At 66.3% G+C, this 17321-nt stretch carries 14 protein-coding genes; 6 read left to right on the top strand and 8 right to left on the bottom strand.

Annotated elements, in window-relative coordinates:
• Positions 1-29: 29 nt before the first annotated feature.
• The gene (locus tag RZN05_RS06040; protein ID WP_317225717.1) at positions 30-1232 is read right to left on the bottom strand and encodes a serine hydrolase domain-containing protein; all 1203 of its coding nucleotides are present in this window, start codon (positions 1230-1232) and stop codon (positions 30-32) included.
• A gap of 215 nt (positions 1233-1447) precedes the next feature.
• Between RZN05_RS06040 and RZN05_RS06035 the strand changes: the two genes are divergently transcribed.
• Both RZN05_RS06035 and RZN05_RS06030 read left to right on the top strand, forming a co-directional pair.
• Positions 1448-3151 carry a class I adenylate-forming enzyme family protein gene (locus tag RZN05_RS06035; protein WP_317227572.1) on the top strand — a complete coding sequence of 568 codons (1704 nt, stop codon included), beginning with the start codon at positions 1448-1450 and terminating at the stop codon, positions 3149-3151.
• A gap of 21 nt (positions 3152-3172) precedes the next feature.
• Positions 3173-3628, top strand: a complete 456-nt coding sequence (locus RZN05_RS06030; protein ID WP_317225716.1) for a YkgJ family cysteine cluster protein — start codon at positions 3173-3175, stop codon at positions 3626-3628.
• 246 nt (positions 3629-3874) lie between these two features.
• Here the strand turns inward: RZN05_RS06030 and RZN05_RS06025 are convergent, their stop codons facing one another.
• A complete protein-coding gene (locus RZN05_RS06025; protein WP_317225715.1) occupies positions 3875-6736 on the bottom strand; it encodes a TonB-dependent receptor plug domain-containing protein in 2862 nt (953 codons plus the stop codon).
• Positions 6737-7217: 481 nt separating this feature from the next.
• Here RZN05_RS06025 and RZN05_RS06020 point away from each other — a divergent pair, with 481 nt between their 5' ends.
• A complete protein-coding gene (locus RZN05_RS06020; protein ID WP_317225714.1) occupies positions 7218-10103 on the top strand; it encodes a TonB-dependent receptor plug domain-containing protein in 2886 nt (961 codons plus the stop codon).
• A 73-nt stretch (positions 10104-10176) separates the two neighbouring features.
• On the opposite strand, the gene RZN05_RS06015 is transcribed toward RZN05_RS06020, so the two are convergent.
• The 3 genes from RZN05_RS06015 to RZN05_RS06005 are packed head-to-tail and all read right to left on the bottom strand — an operon-like array spanning position 10177 to position 12780.
• Positions 10177-10626, bottom strand: a complete 450-nt coding sequence (locus RZN05_RS06015) for a hypothetical protein (RefSeq protein ID WP_317225713.1) — start codon at positions 10624-10626, stop codon at positions 10177-10179.
• Positions 10623-11432: an amidohydrolase family protein gene (locus RZN05_RS06010; protein ID WP_317225712.1), complete on the bottom strand. Its 810-nt coding sequence runs from the start codon at positions 11430-11432 to the stop codon at positions 10623-10625. Before RZN05_RS06010 ends, RZN05_RS06015 begins: the two co-directional genes overlap by 4 nt.
• Entirely contained in the window at positions 11425-12780 is a 1356-nt protein-coding gene (locus RZN05_RS06005; RefSeq protein ID WP_317225711.1) for an MFS transporter, read from the bottom strand. The genes RZN05_RS06010 and RZN05_RS06005 overlap by 8 nt, the downstream gene beginning before the upstream one ends.
• A gap of 158 nt (positions 12781-12938) precedes the next feature.
• Here RZN05_RS06005 and RZN05_RS06000 point away from each other — a divergent pair, with 158 nt between their 5' ends.
• Both RZN05_RS06000 and RZN05_RS05995 read left to right on the top strand, forming a co-directional pair.
• Positions 12939-13457, top strand: coding sequence for a MarR family winged helix-turn-helix transcriptional regulator (locus RZN05_RS06000; protein WP_317225710.1), 519 nt, complete (start codon positions 12939-12941; stop codon positions 13455-13457).
• 63 nt (positions 13458-13520) lie between these two features.
• On the top strand, positions 13521-13868 hold the full coding sequence (locus tag RZN05_RS05995; protein WP_317225709.1) for a DUF3060 domain-containing protein: 348 nt from the start codon (positions 13521-13523) through the stop codon (positions 13866-13868).
• A gap of 165 nt (positions 13869-14033) precedes the next feature.
• Here the strand turns inward: RZN05_RS05995 and RZN05_RS05990 are convergent, their stop codons facing one another.
• The 3 genes from RZN05_RS05990 to RZN05_RS05980 all read right to left on the bottom strand — a co-directional run bounded on the left by RZN05_RS05990 (position 14034) and on the right by RZN05_RS05980 (position 16407).
• Positions 14034-14837, bottom strand: coding sequence for an IclR family transcriptional regulator (locus RZN05_RS05990; protein ID WP_317225708.1), 804 nt, complete (start codon positions 14835-14837; stop codon positions 14034-14036).
• 98 nt (positions 14838-14935) lie between these two features.
• Positions 14936-15442, bottom strand: coding sequence for a VOC family protein (locus RZN05_RS05985; RefSeq protein ID WP_317225707.1), 507 nt, complete (start codon positions 15440-15442; stop codon positions 14936-14938).
• A gap of 32 nt (positions 15443-15474) precedes the next feature.
• A complete protein-coding gene (locus tag RZN05_RS05980; protein WP_317225706.1) occupies positions 15475-16407 on the bottom strand; it encodes a LysR family transcriptional regulator in 933 nt (310 codons plus the stop codon).
• A 102-nt stretch (positions 16408-16509) separates the two neighbouring features.
• Here RZN05_RS05980 and RZN05_RS05975 point away from each other — a divergent pair, with 102 nt between their 5' ends.
• The gene (locus RZN05_RS05975; RefSeq protein WP_317225705.1) at positions 16510-17313 is read left to right on the top strand and encodes an alpha/beta fold hydrolase; all 804 of its coding nucleotides are present in this window, start codon (positions 16510-16512) and stop codon (positions 17311-17313) included.
• Positions 17314-17321: the final 8 nt, after the last annotated feature.

Here is a 17321-nt window from a genome sequence, read left to right as displayed (position 1 = left end):
GTTCTCCATTGGATTCGGGGTGGCGCGGCTCAGGCCAGCGCCGAATAGATCAGGGTCTTGAGTTCGCGGCGGATCGGGTAGCGCATCGAGGGGGTGAACTGAGTCATGAACACCAAGTGGATGCGTTCGACCGGATCTATGAAGAACGCGGTCGAAAACATTCCGCCCCAATAATATTCTCCCGCCGAGCCGGGAATCAGCGTCTTGGCGACATCGGTGGTGATCGCAAAGCCCAGCCCGAAGCCGGTGCCGGCGTTGGTGGTCTCGCTGAACAGCGATTGCGACATCGTCGCGAGGTCCGAACCGCCGGGGAGGTGGTTCATCGTCATCAGCTCGATCGTCTTGGGGCTGACCAAGCCGGTGCCACCGTTCAGGCACATCGAGCAGAAGCGGTGATAGTCGAGCGCGGTCGAGACGAGACCGCCGCCGCCGGATACGAGCTTGGGGAAGCGCGCCCATGCCGAGGCGTCGCCGCGATCGTAGAGGACGCGGTTACCGGCATCGTCGAGCGCCCAGCAATCGGCGAGGCGGTGGATCTTGTCCGCGGGTACCTGGAAGAAGGTGTCGTGCATGCCGAGCGGCGCGAAGATGCGTGTCGCGAAGAAGCGGTCGAGCGGCATGCCCGAGACGCGCTCGACCACGGCGCCGAGCACGTCGGTGGATACCGAATAGTTCCATTCATCGCCGGGCGAGAATTCGAGCGGCAGATTGCCGAGCGCGGCGACGAATTCGTCGAGAGACAGATTGCCGTGCCAGTTCTCCATCTTCGACTGGCGATAGGCGGCGTCGACGGGCGTGCGCTCCTGGAAGCCGTAGGTCAGCCCCGACGTGTGGCGCAGCAGGTCGATCATCCGCATCGGTTGACCGGTGGGGCGCGTCTCGAACGGAGCGCCGTTACCCCCGCCGGTATAGACACCGACACCTTTCAATTCGGGAAGGACGTGATGGACGGGGGTGTCGAGCGCGACCCTGGCTTCCTCGACCAGCATCATGAAGGCAAGGCTGGTGATCGGCTTGGTCATCGAGGCGATGCGAAACAGCGTGGTCTCGTCGACCGGAGGGCCGCCTTCGCGTGCCGCGCCCTGATGCGAGAAATGCGCGATCTCGCCGTCGCGCGCGATCAGCAGCTGGGCATGGGGCAGCTTGCCCGAGTCGAGGTAGCGCTCCTTCACGAACGCGTCGATCCGCGCCAGCCGCGAGGCGTCGAATCCGTAGCGTCCGGAGCGGGTCATGTGCATCGCAGGCGGCATACCTCTCGTTCGAATTCATTCGGCTGCGGCATAACCGCGGCGCGCTTCCCCTATTGCCTTGAGCGCGACACGAATCAACACTAACGTTGTTTCCGGTTCGCGCAGCGATGCCCAAACCCAATGTTCAGAAAATCACACTGGAGAGAAGTCGCTTGGCTACCGATCCGATCGTTCCGCTCGACCCAGCCTGGCCCAAGATGTCGCTGGAGCAGACCAAAGAGCTGCTCACGGCGCCCGGCGCCAAGTTCGAGATGGAGACCGTCGATATCGGCGGCGTGCCCACCCGGGTGTGGAAACAGGCGCCGCCGTCGCTGCGGGTGCTGGCGCAGATGGTACGGGCCTATGGCGCGCGCGAATTCACGATCTACCAGGACGAGCGCGTCTCCTTCGAGGCAAATTATCGCGCAACGTCGCACCTTGCGCACAAGCTGGCCGGGATGGGCGTGAAGAAAGGCGACCGGGTCGGGCTTGCGATGCGCAACCTGCCCGAGTGGCCGGCGATCTTCTTCGCTGGGATGGCGATCGGTGCGATCATCGTGCCGCTCAATGCGTGGTGGACGGGCAACGAGCTTGAATATGCCCTAAAGGACTCTGGCACGAAGGTGCTGTTCGTCGACGGCGAGCGACACGAGCGGCTCAAGCAATGCTACCAAGCCTTGCCCGACCTCGAGCATGTCGTGGTCAGCCGGGCCAAGGGCGATGTCGAACCGCCGGCGCTCGCGCTGGAGTCGCTGATCGGGGGAGCAAACGACTGGGCGGCGCTCGACGATGTCGGCTTTCCCGACGCGGAGATCGCGCCCGACGACGATGCGACGATCTTCTATACCAGCGGCACCACGGGCAGCCCAAAGGGCGCGCTGGGCACGCACCGCAATCTGATCACGAACATCCTGTCGAGCGCCTATGTCGCGGCGCGGACGATGGTGCGCCGGGGCGAGACGCCGCCGCCGATGCCCGAGCCCAAGGTGATGCTGCTCGTGATCCCGCTGTTCCACGTCACGGCCTGTTCCGCCGCGTTGATGGGCGCGGTCGCTTCGGGCTCCACACTGGTATTCATGCGAAAGTGGGAGCCCGAGCTGGCGATGGAGATCATCCAGCGCGAGCGCGTCCATGCAACCGGCGGCGTGCCGACGATCGCGTGGCAGCTGCTCGAGCATCCGGCGCGGGCCAACTACGACCTCTCCAGCCTCGAGACGATCGCCTATGGCGGCGCGCCCTCGGCGCCCGAGCTGGTCCGTCGCATCCACCAGGAGTTCGGCGCGCTGCCCGGCAACGGCTGGGGAATGACCGAGACGATGGCGACGGTGACCAACCACTCCGGCGAGGAATATCTCGCGCGGCCGACCAGCGCCGGGCCGCCTGTCGCCGCCGCCGATCTCAAGATCCTGTCGATCGAAGGCGACCGCGAGCTGGAAACGGGCGAGGTCGGCGAGCTTTGGGCGCGGGGGCCAATGATCGTGAAGGGCTATTGGAACAAGCCCGAGGCAACTGCCGAGACTTTTGTCGATGGCTGGGTGCGTACCGGCGATCTGGCGCGGCTCGACGAGGACGGGTTCCTCTACGTCGTCGACCGCGCCAAGGACATCATCATTCGCGGCGGCGAGAACATTTATTCGAGCGAAGTCGAGGACGTGCTCTACGCGCATCCGGCGGTGACCGACTGCGCGCTGGTCGGCGTGCCGCACAAGACGCTGGGCGAGGAGCCCGCGGCAGTGGTCCACCTTGCACCGGGCAAGTCGGCGACCGAGGCCGAATTGCAGCAATGGGTGCGCGAGCGGCTTGCAGGGTTCAAGGTGCCTGTCCGCGTGCGCTTCGTGCAGGACGTGCTGCCGCGCAATGCCCAGGGCAAGATCCTCAAGACCGAGCTGCGCGGGCTGTTCGCGGGCGAAGCCGCGGCCTAGCCGGAGGGCCGAGGGCGGCGCATGGATCAGAACGCCATTCCGTGCGATGGCTGCACCGAATGCTGCAAGACCGACCAGGTGATCCTGCGCCCGGAGGCGGGTGACGACGTCGCCAGCTATGACGTGGAATATATCGCCAGCGCGCTCTATCCCGGCCGGCGCGTCCCCGCGCTGAAGCGCGATCCGCGGACCGGGTTTTGCGTGTATCTTGTCGAGGATGGCTGCGCGATTCACGGGCGCGCGCCGTGGACGTGCCGGCGCTTTCACTGCGCGCGGATGTTCAAGGCGCTGGGACGATTGCCGCGGGCCAAGCGCGACGCGCTGTGGGCGCGGGGCGACGTGCTGGAGGAGGCAATCGTCGAGCGCGGTCGCGACAGATTGAAGCTGGCCGAGACGATGGGGCTCGACCATCTGCTCGATACCGACATGCAGGTCGCGGCGTTCGAGAAGATCGTCGCGGCAACTCCGCGACGGTGATGGATGGAAGCGGCATTCGCTTCAAACTATCCTCCCTTGCTAGGGGAGAGGATAGCGAAGGTCGGCAGCTTGCTGCCTAGCGTAGCTTGGAAAGGGGTAGAGCGAGGCGAAGCCTCGCGCGGCTGCTGCGCAGCCGCACCCCCTCACCCAGCTCCGACTAGGGCCCGCTGAAGAAGCGGACCCAAGTCTACGCAACCCTCTCCCCCTTGGAGGGGGCGAGGAAGATAAGCTGATACAGCCGCCCCGTCAGAGCCGCAGGCGGCCGCCGACTACGAAGAAGGTGCCGCGCCGATCGAAGAACGTCCCGTTCGCTACTGTCGGCTGGGTGATGCCGTTCGGCGTGATAGGCGGGTAGACGTTGAACAGGTTCTCGACGCGGCCGTAGAGCTCGAACTGCTTCGACAGGCGATAGGCGGCCGAGAGATCGACATAGGAGCGACCGGCGACACTGTTGTCGGCGAGGTCGAGCGTGGTGGTGTTGAAGCGCGTGTCGAACTTGCCGCCGTCGATGTAGCGATAGCCCACGCCGAACTTGAAATCGCCGATCGCATAGTCGGCGTCGAGATTGACGCGCCATTCGGGCACGCCCGCCGGCGGCGGCGAGATGCCGGCCAGGCCGACATAGTCGTTGGTGACGCCGTTCGACGTGGTCGACAGCTCAGAGACGTAATTCGCCAGCCCGCGCAGCTTGACGCTGCCGCCGAGCATTTCGAACCGGTATTGCAGCTCGACATCGACGCCGCTGGTCTTGAGCGAGTCCGCGTTGAACGGGATGACGTTCACTTGCGTGAGGATCTGCGTCACCGGATCGCGGATGACGCCTGCGCAGAATTCGGTGCGGCCGGCGTTGCAGAAATCGACGATGCCCTGTGGCGCGATCGTCGAGATCGCCTGGTTGATCTTGATCGAATAGTAATCGACCGAGGCGCGGAAGCCCTGCAGCCAGGACGGCTGGTAGATCACGCCCGCGGTGAGCGTATCGGCCTTTTCGGGCTGGAGATCGGGATTGCCGCTGGTGATCTGGACGGTCTGGCGCGAGACGTTGGTGCGCGGGTCGATAATTGCGTTGATCACCTGGTTGCCGCGCGAGAACAGCTCGTAATTGTTCGGCGCGCGGATGTCGCGCGACAGGGTGCCGCGGAAGCGCAGATCAGCGAAGGGCGAATAGTTGACGCCGACCTTCCAGGTCACGACCCCGCCGCTGGTCGAGTAATCGGTGTAGCGTAGCGCGCCGTTGAGATCGAGATTCTCGGCAAAGGCGCTGCCCTGGGCCAGCGGGATGACGACCTCGGCAAACGCCTCCTTGACGTTGTATTCGCCGGTAAAGGGCTGGGCGTTGACCGAGCGCCAGCGCCGCAGCGCCGAGTTCGGATCGGAGGTCTGCACCGTCTGCTCGCGGCGATATTCGGCGCCGACCGCCACCTTGACGTCGCCCGCCCAGGTGGCGAACGGGCTGCCCGACAGATTGGCGGCGAACACGTCCTGCTCCTGATGCGAGCGCAGATAGGAGGAGCCGGCATAATAGTCGACTGCGCGCTCGCTGATCGCCCCCGCGCCGAACGGATTGATAGGCTGGCAATCGCGGATGTCGCGATAGGGATCCTGCGCGGCCGTGGGGTTGGGATTGTTGAGCAGCGCGCGGCAGATCGGCTGGCCGGTCGCCGGGTTGATTACGCTGTCGAGCCCCAGCGTCCAGCGATTGTTGATCCGGTTGTTGTCGCTGCGCTGGAAATAGCTGTTGCGGCCGATCTGGCCCGAGATATCCCACGACCAACCGCCGAACCGGCCCTCGACCCCGAACGTCACGCGGCGCGACTTGGTCGAACTGTCGAAGATCGAATAGCCGTCCTCGTAGTTCATCCGGCCGATCGCGATGCTGGTGAGCCCGGCGCCGGCCATCGCGGCACGCAGCGAATTCGCGAGGAAGGCATTGTCGTTGCGGATGGTGATGCCGCCATTGTCGGGGTTCGGCGTCAGGTCCGAGAGCGTGTCGACCTGCGAATATAGCGCGTCGACGAACAAGGTGACGTTCGGCGTCACGTCGAAGCGGACGCTGCCGTACCCGGTATAGCGCTCGATCTCGGGCATGATGTTGCCGTCGTCCTCGACACTCGCGCCGTCGCCGCCGGTCATGAAGGTGCCGCCGATATTGGTGCCATAGGCGAAGGGCACCGGATTGCCGCGCGCGTCGAATTGCACGCCGCTGCCGGCGGCGAAGCCGAGGCGCTGTGCCAGCGCGAACGCCGTTGCGCGCTGCGCCGCGGTGCCGCCGACCAGCACGCCGCCCGCGGTCATCTGGGTGAAGCGCGAATTGTCGACGATCAGCAGGCGCGGCTGGCCGTTGGTGGGAGTGTAGGCGGGGTTGGTCAGCAGCGCGGTCTGGTCGTTGCCCCAGGGGCGGCTGGCCTGCGAGGTCTGGCCGTCATTGTGCAGATAGTCGCCCGCGACGGTGACGTGCAGCCGGTCCTCGAACAGGCTGGTGCCCCAGGCGGCGCTGACCGACGGGCGGTGGTGGTCGTCGTACCTGGTCTGGCCGTAGGACGCGTCGAGCTTGAACCCGGTGAACTTCTTGTCGAGCGTGAAATTGACCACGCCGGCGACGGCGTCCGAGCCATAGGCGGCCGAGGCGCCGCCGGTGACGATCTCGATGTTGCTGATCAGCGCGGTGGGAACGATGTTGGTGTCGATCGTGCCGGCGGGGTCGGTCGGGGCAACGCGGCGGCCGTCGAGCAGAACGAGCGTGCGCTGGGTGCCGAGGCCGCGCAGATCCGCGTTCGAGCCGCCGACGGGCTCGCTCGACTTGCCGATATTCTGGTTGATGCGGAGCTGGGGGACGTCGTCGAGCAGTTCGGAGACGGTGCTGACGGCCTTGGCCTCGAGTTCCTCGGTGCCGAGCGTGGTGACCGGGGTGGGTGCGGTGAAGCCGCTGATCCGAGTGCCGGTGACGACGATCGCGGGCTCGGACGCAGCGTCGTCGGTGGCGATGTCTTCCTGCGGCGTCTCAGCGGCAACGGGGGCTTCCTGGGCGAAGGCGTGTCCCGGGATCAGCAGCATCGGCGCGCCGGCGAGCAGCGCGAACAGCGTCGTCGCGTGGAATGGCTTGACCACGATGCGGGTTCGGAGCGAGAGTGCCGCCTGCGCGGGCCGCAATTTTCGCAGGGCGGAATCCGCCCCCAGAGTGTCGCTCGACATAACTCCCCTCCGACATTCTTATCATTTTGTGGTGGACAGACTGTGTTCGTCAATGACGAACCGTCCAATTCTTTATCCGGTGGCGTCCGATAACCGGATGGCATTGGATGCGCGGGTGTAACCACGAAATCGCAGGCGCAAATAGGCTCCCCTCCCTTGCGAGGAGGAAATCGAGGCGCAAAATGCCCGATGCAGCTTACTCGTCATCGACGAACGATATCCGTAATGGTGTGATTTTCAGGTTGTAAGCCTGGCTTATCTGCCATAAGCAATCGACGTTCGTTAATCCGGAACGAGATTCGTTGTATCGGAATGCCGATACGTGGCTCGGATGCGGGGACTACCGTGGGAGAGCCGCGCCAAAGCGGCCCCCATGTCCTTTTGAGGGGAGGTCGAAATGGCATTTCTGGACAATCGTCGATCCGCGACATGGCTGCGTCGCATGCTGGTCACCACGGCGCTGACCGGCGTCCTTGCCGGCGGGCAGGCGCTCGCCCAGGCCGTCGAGCCCGAGGAAGCTGCGCCCGCCGAAACGCCGATGACGACCGGCGACGAGATCGTCGTCACCGCCTCGCGCACCGCGACCAACGGTCTCCAGGCGCCGACTCCGACCCAGGTGATCGGCGCGGAGACGATCGAGAAGCAGGGCGTCACCACCGTGATGGAGGTGCTCAACCAGAACCCCGCGTTCAAGGCGACGCGCTCGCCGGGCGCCAATGCCACCAACACCTCGAGCCCTGCCCAGGCCACCGCCGACCTGCGCGCGCTCGGCGGGCAGCGCACTTTGGTGCTGGTCAACCAGTCGCGCGTCGTTCCTTTCGCGCCGGCGAGCAATCTCGGCGTGCCCACCACCACCGATCTCAACCTGTTTCCGACGCTGATGATCGAGCGGGTCGACGTGGTGACCGGCGGCGCTTCGGCGCTCTACGGCTCGGACGCCGTCTCGGGCGTGGTCAATCTGATCATGAAGAAGCGCTACGAGGGCGTCGAGATCACCGGGCAGGCGGGCATTTCGCAGCGCGCCGACTACGCCACGCACCGGCTGGGTTTCATCGCCGGCACCGGCTTCAACGACGATCGCGGCCATGTCGTGCTCAGCGCCGACTATTCGAACAATGACGGGATGGACGACATCTACACGCGCGACTGGGGCCGCGAGGAGTGGATGATCGTCAGCAACTCGCAGCGCACTGTCGCGGGCACACCCGGGTTCGGCCAGCCGGCTTTCATCCTCTCGCCCAACGTGCATAACAGCCTGGGCGCGGGCGGGGTGATCACCAGCAACATCGCCGGCCTTGCCAACATGACCTTCAACCCCGACGGAACGATCCGCCCGTTCCAGCGCGGCAGCATCTTCGGCGGGCAGGTGATGATCGGTGGCGAGGGGGAGTCGATCATCAAGGGCGTCGCGCAGGTGCCCGACGTCCAGCGGCTGACCTTCTATGGCAGCGTCTATTACGACTTCTCGGAGTCGCTCACGGGCTATGTCGAGGGCGGCTTCTCGCGGTCGCGCGGCTTCCTCGACGGGATCGCGATCCGCCTCGCCAGCCAGGCGATCGCGCGCGACAATGCGTTCATCCCGACGCAGGTGCGCGCGCTGCTGCCCACGGCGACCGCGTCGTTCAACATCAGCCGCATCGCCTATGACATGGGCAAGAACTACTATGACATCGTCAACGAGACGCCGCACGGCACGGTGGGCCTTGAGGGCAAGCTCGGCGGTTCGTGGAAATGGGACGCGCACGTCTCGTACGGCGTGAACAATTATTCGGCGATCACCCATGACAATCCGATCAGCGCGAACCTGGCCTTCGCGATCGATGCGGTGCGCGATCCGGTGAGCGGCAACGTGGTTTGCCGCGCGGCACTGGCCGGCAATCCGGCGGCGGCGGGATGCCAGCCGCTCAACCTGTTCGGCGCGGGCAACTTCACTGCAGCAGCGCGCGATTATGTGCTTGGCGAGGGCAGCTCGAAGGTGAAATACGACCAGCTCACCGCCGCGGCGAACTTGGTCGGCGAGCCTTTCTCGACCTGGGCCGGTCCCGTGTCGGTCGCGATCGGCGGCGAGTACCGCCGCGAGACCGAGAAATTGACCGCCGACGCGATCGGATCGGCCAACGGCTTCCTCACCGCGGGCAACGCCGTGCCCTATGGCGGCGACTTCAACGTCAAGGAGGGCTATGTCGAAGTTACCGTGCCGCTGGCCAGGGACGTGCCGGCGCTGCACAGCCTCAGCCTCAACGGCGCGTACCGCTATGCCGATTACAGCACCGTCGGCGCGCAGAGCGCGTGGAAGGTCGGCGGCACTTGGGAGCCGATCGAGGGGCTCAACATCCGCGTCGCTCGCTCGCGCGATATCCGCGCACCCGCGATCAACGAACTCTACAGCCCCGGCAGCAACGTCCGCAATGCGGTGACGCTGGTGGTGGATGGGGTGAACAAGACGGCGAACATTCCGCAGAATACCAGCAAGGGGAGCCTCGACGTGGGCCCCGAATATGCCAACACGCTGACCGCGGGGCTGGCCTATCGCGGCACCGGCGGGCTGCGGGGGCTCGGCTTCTCGATCGACTATTACAAGATCAAGATCGAGGACGCGATCACCAACCTGTCGACCGCGAACATCGCCAGCCTGTGCAGCTCGGGCGACAGCTATTTCTGCGGATTGTTCAGCTACGGCCCCGACGCCTCGACCGCCGATCCGAACGACCGCATCCATACCGGGCTGACCGCGGGGTCGCTCAACGTCGGTGCGTTCGAGCAGGAGGGCGTCGACATGACGCTGAGCTACGCCACCTCGGCGGGGTTCCTGGGCGAGGGCGGACGGTACAGCATCGCAGCGAGCGGAACGTACATCCTCCACGCCTTCGTCGACTCGGGCACCGGCGCGGCGCCGGTCGATCGTGCCGGCGAGAATGGCTGGACCAATCTCGGATCGATCCCGACCTTCCGCGGCAACCTCTCGCAGACGATCGGCACCAGCGGCTGGGAGCTGAGCCTGCAGACGATCTTCATCAGCAAGGGCGTGCAGGACGTCACCTACAACACGCTGCCGACAAACACGATCAACGACAATCGCGTGCCGACAGTGGCCTATTTCAACCTGTTCGGGAAGATCTTCGCGGGGGGCGACCGCAAGTTCGAGCTGTTCTGGGCGATCAACAACCTGCTCGACAAGGATCCGCCGCCGACGCCGTACACGATCCTCAATTTCCCGACCAACGGGCAATATTACGACAAAGTCGGGCGGAACTTCACGATCGGCGCACGCGCACGGTTCTGAGCCTTGGGGAAGGCGAAAGGGGAAGGGGCGTCCGGCAACGGGCGCCCCTTTTCATATGCGAGTAGAGGAGAGCTTACCCGCTAAAATTGAGCTGAGCGCCGCCCTTGAACAAATTGACCAGCTCGCGCCGCGTGCACAGCCAGCGCTGCTCGCCCTCGTCCCAGCGGAAGGTTTCGGTGGCGCGGCTGATCCGCGTGGGCGGTTCGCTGGCGTGCGGGACGGGGCCGTCGGCACCCCAGAGGAGCATGTACCAATGCGCGGTGGCGCCACCCGCGCCGTCGAACTCGGCGCGGAAGTTGCTGAAGGCGTGGACCGCGACGCGCTCGCCGCGATCTTCGCGCCAGCTATAGAAGCCCTGGATCGCCTCGCGGCCCTGGAGATTGAGCCTGCCCGAGACATAGACGCCCTCGGGCGCGTAATAGCTGCCCGCGTTGCGGCCCCAATTGGTGTCGACGTCGTGCCAGAAATCGGCGAGGCCCATTTCGAGCTCGGCGGTGGCGAGGGCGCGTTCCCGGCGATTCATGGCATACCTTCCGAGTTGAAGTAGAGCGCGAGCGCGGTGCGATCGATTGCCGCACGGGTGGCGGGATCGGGCACGAGGCGATGGTAGAGGTCGAGCGTGTCGGCGTAGGTAACGCCGGCCTCGTGGTTCACGAACGGCGCGTCGCTGCCCCAGAGCAACCGCTCCGGCCCGGCCTGGGTGAGCAGGCGGCCGGCGACTTCGGCTGCGGTCGCATGGTCGATGCGGAAGCCCGCGGAGATTTTCACCCAGACGCGGCCCGTATCGACGGCGCGGAGCAGCGCGCCGGTGCCTGCCGAGCGCTCGAAGGGATCACGCGACGGGACACCGAAATGGTCGACGACGACGCGCACATCGGCGTCGGCCAAACGCGGCAGCAGGATCGGCAATTGCGCGCTGCCGGCGAGCAGCTCGACATGCAGCCCGGTATCGGCGAGGCGGCGAAGCATGCCGCGCCAAGGCTCGGCGTCGAGAGCGGGCAGCGCCGCGCGCCGCCGCCAGATGAGGCGGACGCCGACCACGCCGAGATTGGCCATGTCGCGCAGTGTCGCGCTATCGGTCTCAGGCGGCACGAGCACCGTGGCGCGCAGCCGCGGATGCCGGGCGAGCGTCGCCAGCGTATAGGCATTGCCGTCGTCGAACAGGCTCGCCGCGGCGATCACGCCATACGCGATGCCGTGACGGTCGAGATCGGCGAGCCACGCTTCGGCCGGATAGTCATAGTCCGGCCGCGCATGCGCATCGGCCGCGAAGGGCATCGACCGGGTGAAGACATGCGCATGGGCGTCAACCGCCGGCGCCTCAGCCATGGCCGGCGCGCACCGGCTGCGGCGCGCCCTTGAGGCTCATCAGCCAGAAGGTGAGGATCCCCGCCGAAGCGAGCGGGACGCCGAGCATCGCGAAGATGCCGACCGGCCCGAACCCGCCCTTGAGCACGAAATCGCCGAAGAACGGCGCCCCGACCGAAGCGACGCGCGCGGCGGCATAGGTCCAGCCGATGCCGGTGGCGCGGCTGCGCGGCGGATAGAGCGCGGCGGCGAGCGCCGGGATGCTCGCCTGCCCGCCATGCTGGCACATCGCCATTGCGATCACCGCGACGTACATCGCGGCGCTGGGCGCGGTGAGGCCGATCATCAGCGATCCCAGCGCGGCGAGCAGGAAGGTGCCGCTCATCACCCGCTTGAAGCCGAAGCGATCGATGAAGAAGCCGATGCTGAGCATGCCGATGAAGCCGGCGACGGTGTTGGTGCCGTTGATCAGCGCGACCTGCTTCCACGGTAGCCCGACGACGTCCTTGAAAATCGTCGTCTTCCACACGCCCGCGGTGATGAAGATGAAGCTCGAGATCGCGATGCCCCACATCAGGAAGGTCTTGAGCCGCTGGCCCGGGCCGAAGATGTCGGCGAGCAACGTCGCGGTCGCGGTGGTGCTGCGCTCGGGCGCGGGCGGCGCCGACAGCGTCACCGAGGAGGCGCCTCGCGGCTGCATCCGCTTCACCAGGGCCGGGATCGCCGGATCCTGCGAATTGCGCGCAACCATCGAACGCAGCGATTCGGGGAGAAATAGGAAGATCACCGGCAGCATCAGCGCGGGCATCGCCACGGCGATCCAGAAGGCGCCGCGCCAGCCGAACGGCTCGAGGATGAACCCCTGCATCAGCGCGCCGAGCAGCGCGCCGATCATCGTGCCGCTGACCGTTATGGTGCTCATCGTCGAGCGTAGCCGACGGGGTGCGGTCTCCGACGTCAGCGTGACGAGGATCGGGATCATCGCGGTGCCGAAGAAGCCGGCGAAGAAGCGGCAGACGGTGAAGGGGACCAGCGCGTCGGTGAGGATGATCGCGAGCGCGCTCAGCATCATGCCGGTGTAGCAGAACAGCAGCAGCCGCGGCCGGCCGAGCCGATCGGCGAGCGGCGGGATGACGAACCCGCCGAGCAGCATGCCGACCTGTTGCGCGACCATCGCCGCGGTGATCGCGGTGCGCGGCACGCCGAAGTCCTTGGCGAGCTCGGGCAGCACCCAGCCGACGACATAGAGCTCGTAGCCGTCGATCGCGGTCAGCGCAGTGCACAGCAGGAGGATGCCGAGATGGAAGCGGCTGAACTTCAGCCCGTCCAGGAAGCTGTCGACATCGGTCGTATCGGATGCGGTGGCCATAGCCCTCTCCCCTGGCTTCCCGCTCGCGCGGAATCGCTCGTTCTTGACGGACATCGTTCGCTATAAGCAAACGAATGGCAAGCGGAATATGTCAGTATGGCTGAGAATGTGGCGGGCGGTGGCTGGACACGTCGGGGCGAAAGCGACATCAAGCGGGCATGGAGCAAGCCGCAGAGCCGACGTCAGACCGCACGACGCAATCGATCCTGCATCTGGTCAAGCAGGTGCAGTACAAGGCCTATGTGCGGCTGGAAGCGGTATTAGGCCCGCTCGGTGTCACCGCGGTGCAGTTCCGCATCCTGACGACGCTGTCGACCCGGCCCGACCTGTCCTCGGCCGAGCTGGCGCGGCTCTACGACGTCAAGCCGCAGACGATGATCAAGCAGATCGCGTTGCTCGAAACCAAGGGGCTGATCGGCCGCCGAGTGAGCGATGCCAACAAACGGTTGCTCGAGCTGCGCCTGACTCCGGCGGGCGAACGCACGCTGGCGCAATTGCAGAAGGACACGCGGACGCTGGAGGCGGAGCTGCTCGCGCCGCTCGACGGGGAGGAGCAGGCGCAGCTGCGTGGGCTGCTGTTCCGGCTGCTCGACTCGCTGAGCGTGGTGCCGGCCGGCGATGGCGATGCCGAGGAGTTCACCGACGAATATCGGCGCGCGGGGGTGCAGCGGCCTTAGGAGCGGAACCGGAAGCCGGGTCGCGCGTATCCTTGCGACTGCGTAACGAGTGAGAGGGTGTCGATGCGGTATCGCAATATGGTGTTTCTTGGTCTGGCGCCGGCGGCGTTGCTGGGGGCGATGCCTGCCCAGGCGCAGGCCGACTTCACGGGGGCGGGCGAGGAGTCCGAGCTGGACTGCAACGGCGGCGCTGCCTCGATCGAGGGCGCCAGCAACGTCATGACCATCACCGGGGCGTGCACCAGCCTGACGATCACCGGCGCGGGCAATCGCGTCACCATCGATCTCGCCAAGGTTTCGCGGATCCGGGTGGTCGGTGCCAGCAACGAGATTTACTGGCGCGCGCCGGGCACCGCCAAGCCGCGGCTCAGCGTTCAGGGCGCCGGCAACCGGATTTCACGCGCGCGGTGAGAGGCCCCCCTCCCTGAAAGGGAGGGGCGGGGGGTGGGTGCGCGCGTCTGCGCGCTCAACAACTCGCCCAACATCTCGGCAAAACAGAAAAGGTCGCGGCATCGAGCCCCGACCTTTTCTAAACCCACCCCTAGCCCCTCCCTTTCAGGGAGGGGGATCCAAGGGTCAGTCTGCTTCGCCCGCCATCCCGGGTGCAGCGCCCATGCGCTGCGACACCGTCCCTGCGGCATCGAGCAGCAGCTTGACGAATTCCTTGTGCCGCGCCTTGCCGAGGAATTCGCTATGGCCGAGCAGCGTCAGCGTCGCCGCGATCTTGCCGCTGTAATCCAGGATCGGTGCGGCGATGCCCGCGAAATTGCGGTTGAGCATCCCGACGGTCGAGGCATAGCCCTGGCCGCGCACCGTATCGAGGCTGGCGGCCAGATCCTCGGGCGAGGGCGCGCGCGCGTTCTCGCCGTCATAGGCGCGCTGGGCCTCTAGCGCGCGCTCGGTATCGTAGGGCGGCAGGTTGGCAAGGAAGACCAGGCCCGTCGCCGTGGTGGTGAGCGGCAGGATATAGCCGAGCCGCACCGAGAACGAGCCCTGCATCCGCCCATCGGCCTTGGCGACGATGCATGGGCCGCGATCGCCCCAGAGCGAGAGGTAGATCGCGCAGTCGGTCTTGTCGCGCAGCTCAGTCAGGGCGTCGGCGGCGAGGGTGACGACGTCGAGTTGTCGAATTGCGGCGAGGCCGAGCTGGATCGCGAACGAACCGAGCCCGTAATGGCCGTTCTGCGGATCCTGGTACGCCATGTTCTCGCGCACGAAGCTGACGAGGTAGAGATGGACCTTGCTCGGCGGCATGCTCGCGCGCGCGGCGATCTCGCGCAGCGGCAGCGCGCCCTCGGCCATGCGCAGCACGCGCAGCACGCGGAAGCCGACTTCGATCGACTGCACGCGCCGGCGCGATTGTTCCTTGTCCGTCGTCATTTGGCTCCCCTCGCCATGCTTGACCTGCCTACCTGCCAAGCACGAGGCGCGCTGTCCATGCAGCAATTCGTCCATGACGAACGGGAAATGACAAGGGTTCAGCCGTGCTTGCGCTTGGTCCAGGTGGCGAGGGTGGCGTGCGCCTCGTTCGCTGCGGTCTCAAGGAAGCCGGGGGCTTCGGTGCGTGCGGCGATCTCGAGGCGCAGTCCGTTGGGATCGAAGAAATAGATCGAGCGGACGAACTCGTGGTCGACCAACGGCGTTGTCTTGACGCCATGCTCGGCCAGGCGCTGGCGCATCGCGTCGACGCTTTCCACCGAATCGGTCTCGATCGCAAAATGCTGGACCCAGTCGGGCGTGTTGGGAGAAGGGGCGGGCGTCTCGGTGCCGCCCAGGTCGAAGAAGGCGATGTACGATCCGTCGCCCAGTTCGAAGAAGAAATGGACGTACGGGGTCTCCTCGCCGGTGCTCGGCACCCGCTCCGAGAGCATGCAATTAACCAGCGGAAGGCCGAGAATGTCCTCGTAGAAATGCCGGGTCTCCTCGGCATCGCGGCAGGGATAGGCGAAGTGGTAGAGGCCTTTGAGCGGCCGCGCATCGGTCATGGCGGAATTCCTTTCGGCCGCCAGGCTAGCAGCTATGCGGCGGCGGCTTGTCCTCCCGGCGGGAGGACGCCGGCGGCGTGCTGGACCATCATGTCGACGAAGCGACGCAGCGCCGCCGAGCGGTCGAGCGCGCGCCACACCAGCAGCACTTCGAAGCGTAGGCCAAGGTCGGCGATCGGAACCAGCCGGACGTTCGGCACCGGCGCGCGCGATCCCGCGGTGGTGACCAAGCCGACGCCCATCCCCACCGAGACGAGGCTGAACAGGATCGAATTGGTCGTGCATTGCTGGACGAAATCGGGCGCGCTGCCGCTCTCGACGCACGCCGCCATCAGCCGATCGTAATAGCCGCGCGCGGTGGCGCGGGCGGGGCCGAGCACGGGCTGCTCGGCGATCTCGGCCATTGTGACCGACTCGCGCGCCGCGAGGGGATGGTTCTCATGGACCGCGAGCATCGTCTCGCCGACGCCTAGCTTGGCGCGCTCAAGCCCCTCGGCGTCGCGCTCTTCGATATGCGCGTCGTAGACGATGCCCACGTCGAGCGCGCCGTCCTTGAGCGCGGCGATCTGCAGCACCGATCCCATCGAGCGCAGATCGAGCGCGACACCGGGCTCGTTCTCGCGGAAATGGAGCAGTCCGCGCGAGATCGATTCGTACGCGGCGATGATCTCGCTCATGCCCACGCGGAGCGTGCCGAGATGGCCGCTGCCCATGCGCCGCGCGCGATCGACCGCGCGATCGACCTGCGACAGGATTTCCTCGACCTCGTGCAGAAAGGCGCGGCCGGCGCTCGACAGCCGCACGCCGCGCGGCAGCCGCTCGAACAATTCGACGCCGAGTTCGGCCTCGAGGTCGCGAATTTGGCGGGTCAGCGCGGGCTGGGCGACGCGCAGCGCAATCGCCGCACGGCCGAAATGCTCCTCGCGGCCGATCGCTCGGAAATAGCGGAGATGGCGCAGTTCCATCCCCAATCGATACTTGGCTGGTATCGATTGCTCAAGAACAAAGAATTGGACCTATCAGTCCATGCGAAACACTGTTTGGCAAGAACAAGCGAGTGGAGAGCGATGGACAGCGACGGCCTTGAGGAATTGCGCTTCGGCACGCTGTCCACGCTCGACGTGCTGGGGACGCAGATCGAGCTGTTCACTGCGGGGAGCGGGGCGCCGCTATTGTTCCTCCATGGGCTGGACGGCGTGGAGGGGGCGGCGGCGCTGCTCGCGCTGCTGGCGAAGGACTTCACCGTATATGCGCCGACGCACCCCGGCTTCGGCAATTCGGCGCGGCCGACGCGGCTCAACCGCGCCGACGATCTCGGCTATTTCACCCTCGACGTGATGGACGCGCTGGGGCTCGCCGATCCGGTCGTGGTCGGCGTGTCGTTCGGCGCCTGGGTGGCGGCGGAAACCTTTACCAAGGAACCCGCGCGGGCATCGCGGCTCGTGCTGGCATCGCCGTTGGGGCTCCCGACCGCGAACCGGCGCGCGCAGCATGTCGCCGACATCTTCATGCTCTCGCGCCAGGAACTGGGGCGCCGCATGCAGGTCGGCGCGCCGGGGCCGGGGAGCGACATGGGGGTGCTCACCAGGCTGCCCGAGGCGCAGATCCGCCGACTGATGCGCAATGACGAGGCGGCGAGCCTCTATGGCTGGACGCCGTACATGTCGAACCCCAAGCTGGCCGACCGGCTCCACCGGATCGCCGCGCCGACTCTGGTCGCGTGGGGGGCGGAAGATGCGCTGATCGCCGCGCCGTACCGCGAAGCGTGGCGCACGGCACTGCCCCAGGCCGAAGTTGAGACCTTCGCCGCGGCCGGGCACCGCATCCATGCCGACCAGCCCGCCGCGCTCGCCGCGCGCATCGCCAGCTGACGCATTCC

It is taken from the genome of Sphingomonas sp. HF-S4 (genome assembly GCF_032911445.1).
Lineage (GTDB): Bacteria > Pseudomonadota > Alphaproteobacteria > Sphingomonadales > Sphingomonadaceae > Sphingomonas > Sphingomonas agrestis.
This window is presented reverse-complemented; position numbering and strand designations above follow the sequence as displayed.

Bases quoted from the DNA above. Each gene is read 5' to 3' on its own strand.
- RZN05_RS06040 (WP_317225717.1), bottom strand. From the start codon at position 1,232: ATGACCCGCTCCGGACGCTACGGATTCGACGCCTCGCGGCTGGCGCGG.
- RZN05_RS06035 (WP_317227572.1), top strand. From the start codon at position 1,448: ATGTCGCTGGAGCAGACCAAAGAGCTGCTCACGGCGCCCGGCGCCAAG.
- RZN05_RS06030 (WP_317225716.1), top strand. From the start codon at position 3,173: ATGGATCAGAACGCCATTCCGTGCGATGGCTGCACCGAATGCTGCAAG.
- RZN05_RS06020 (WP_317225714.1), top strand. From the start codon at position 7,218: ATGGCATTTCTGGACAATCGTCGATCCGCGACATGGCTGCGTCGCATG.
- RZN05_RS06015 (WP_317225713.1), bottom strand. From the start codon at position 10,626: ATGAATCGCCGGGAACGCGCCCTCGCCACCGCCGAGCTCGAAATGGGC.
- RZN05_RS06010 (WP_317225712.1), bottom strand. From the start codon at position 11,432: ATGGCTGAGGCGCCGGCGGTTGACGCCCATGCGCATGTCTTCACCCGG.
- RZN05_RS06005 (WP_317225711.1), bottom strand. From the start codon at position 12,780: ATGGCCACCGCATCCGATACGACCGATGTCGACAGCTTCCTGGACGGG.
- RZN05_RS06000 (WP_317225710.1), top strand. From the start codon at position 12,939: ATGGAGCAAGCCGCAGAGCCGACGTCAGACCGCACGACGCAATCGATC.
- RZN05_RS05995 (WP_317225709.1), top strand. From the start codon at position 13,521: ATGCGGTATCGCAATATGGTGTTTCTTGGTCTGGCGCCGGCGGCGTTG.
- RZN05_RS05990 (WP_317225708.1), bottom strand. From the start codon at position 14,837: ATGACGACGGACAAGGAACAATCGCGCCGGCGCGTGCAGTCGATCGAA.
- RZN05_RS05985 (WP_317225707.1), bottom strand. From the start codon at position 15,442: ATGACCGATGCGCGGCCGCTCAAAGGCCTCTACCACTTCGCCTATCCC.
- RZN05_RS05980 (WP_317225706.1), bottom strand. From the start codon at position 16,407: ATGGAACTGCGCCATCTCCGCTATTTCCGAGCGATCGGCCGCGAGGAG.
- RZN05_RS05975 (WP_317225705.1), top strand. From the start codon at position 16,510: ATGGACAGCGACGGCCTTGAGGAATTGCGCTTCGGCACGCTGTCCACG.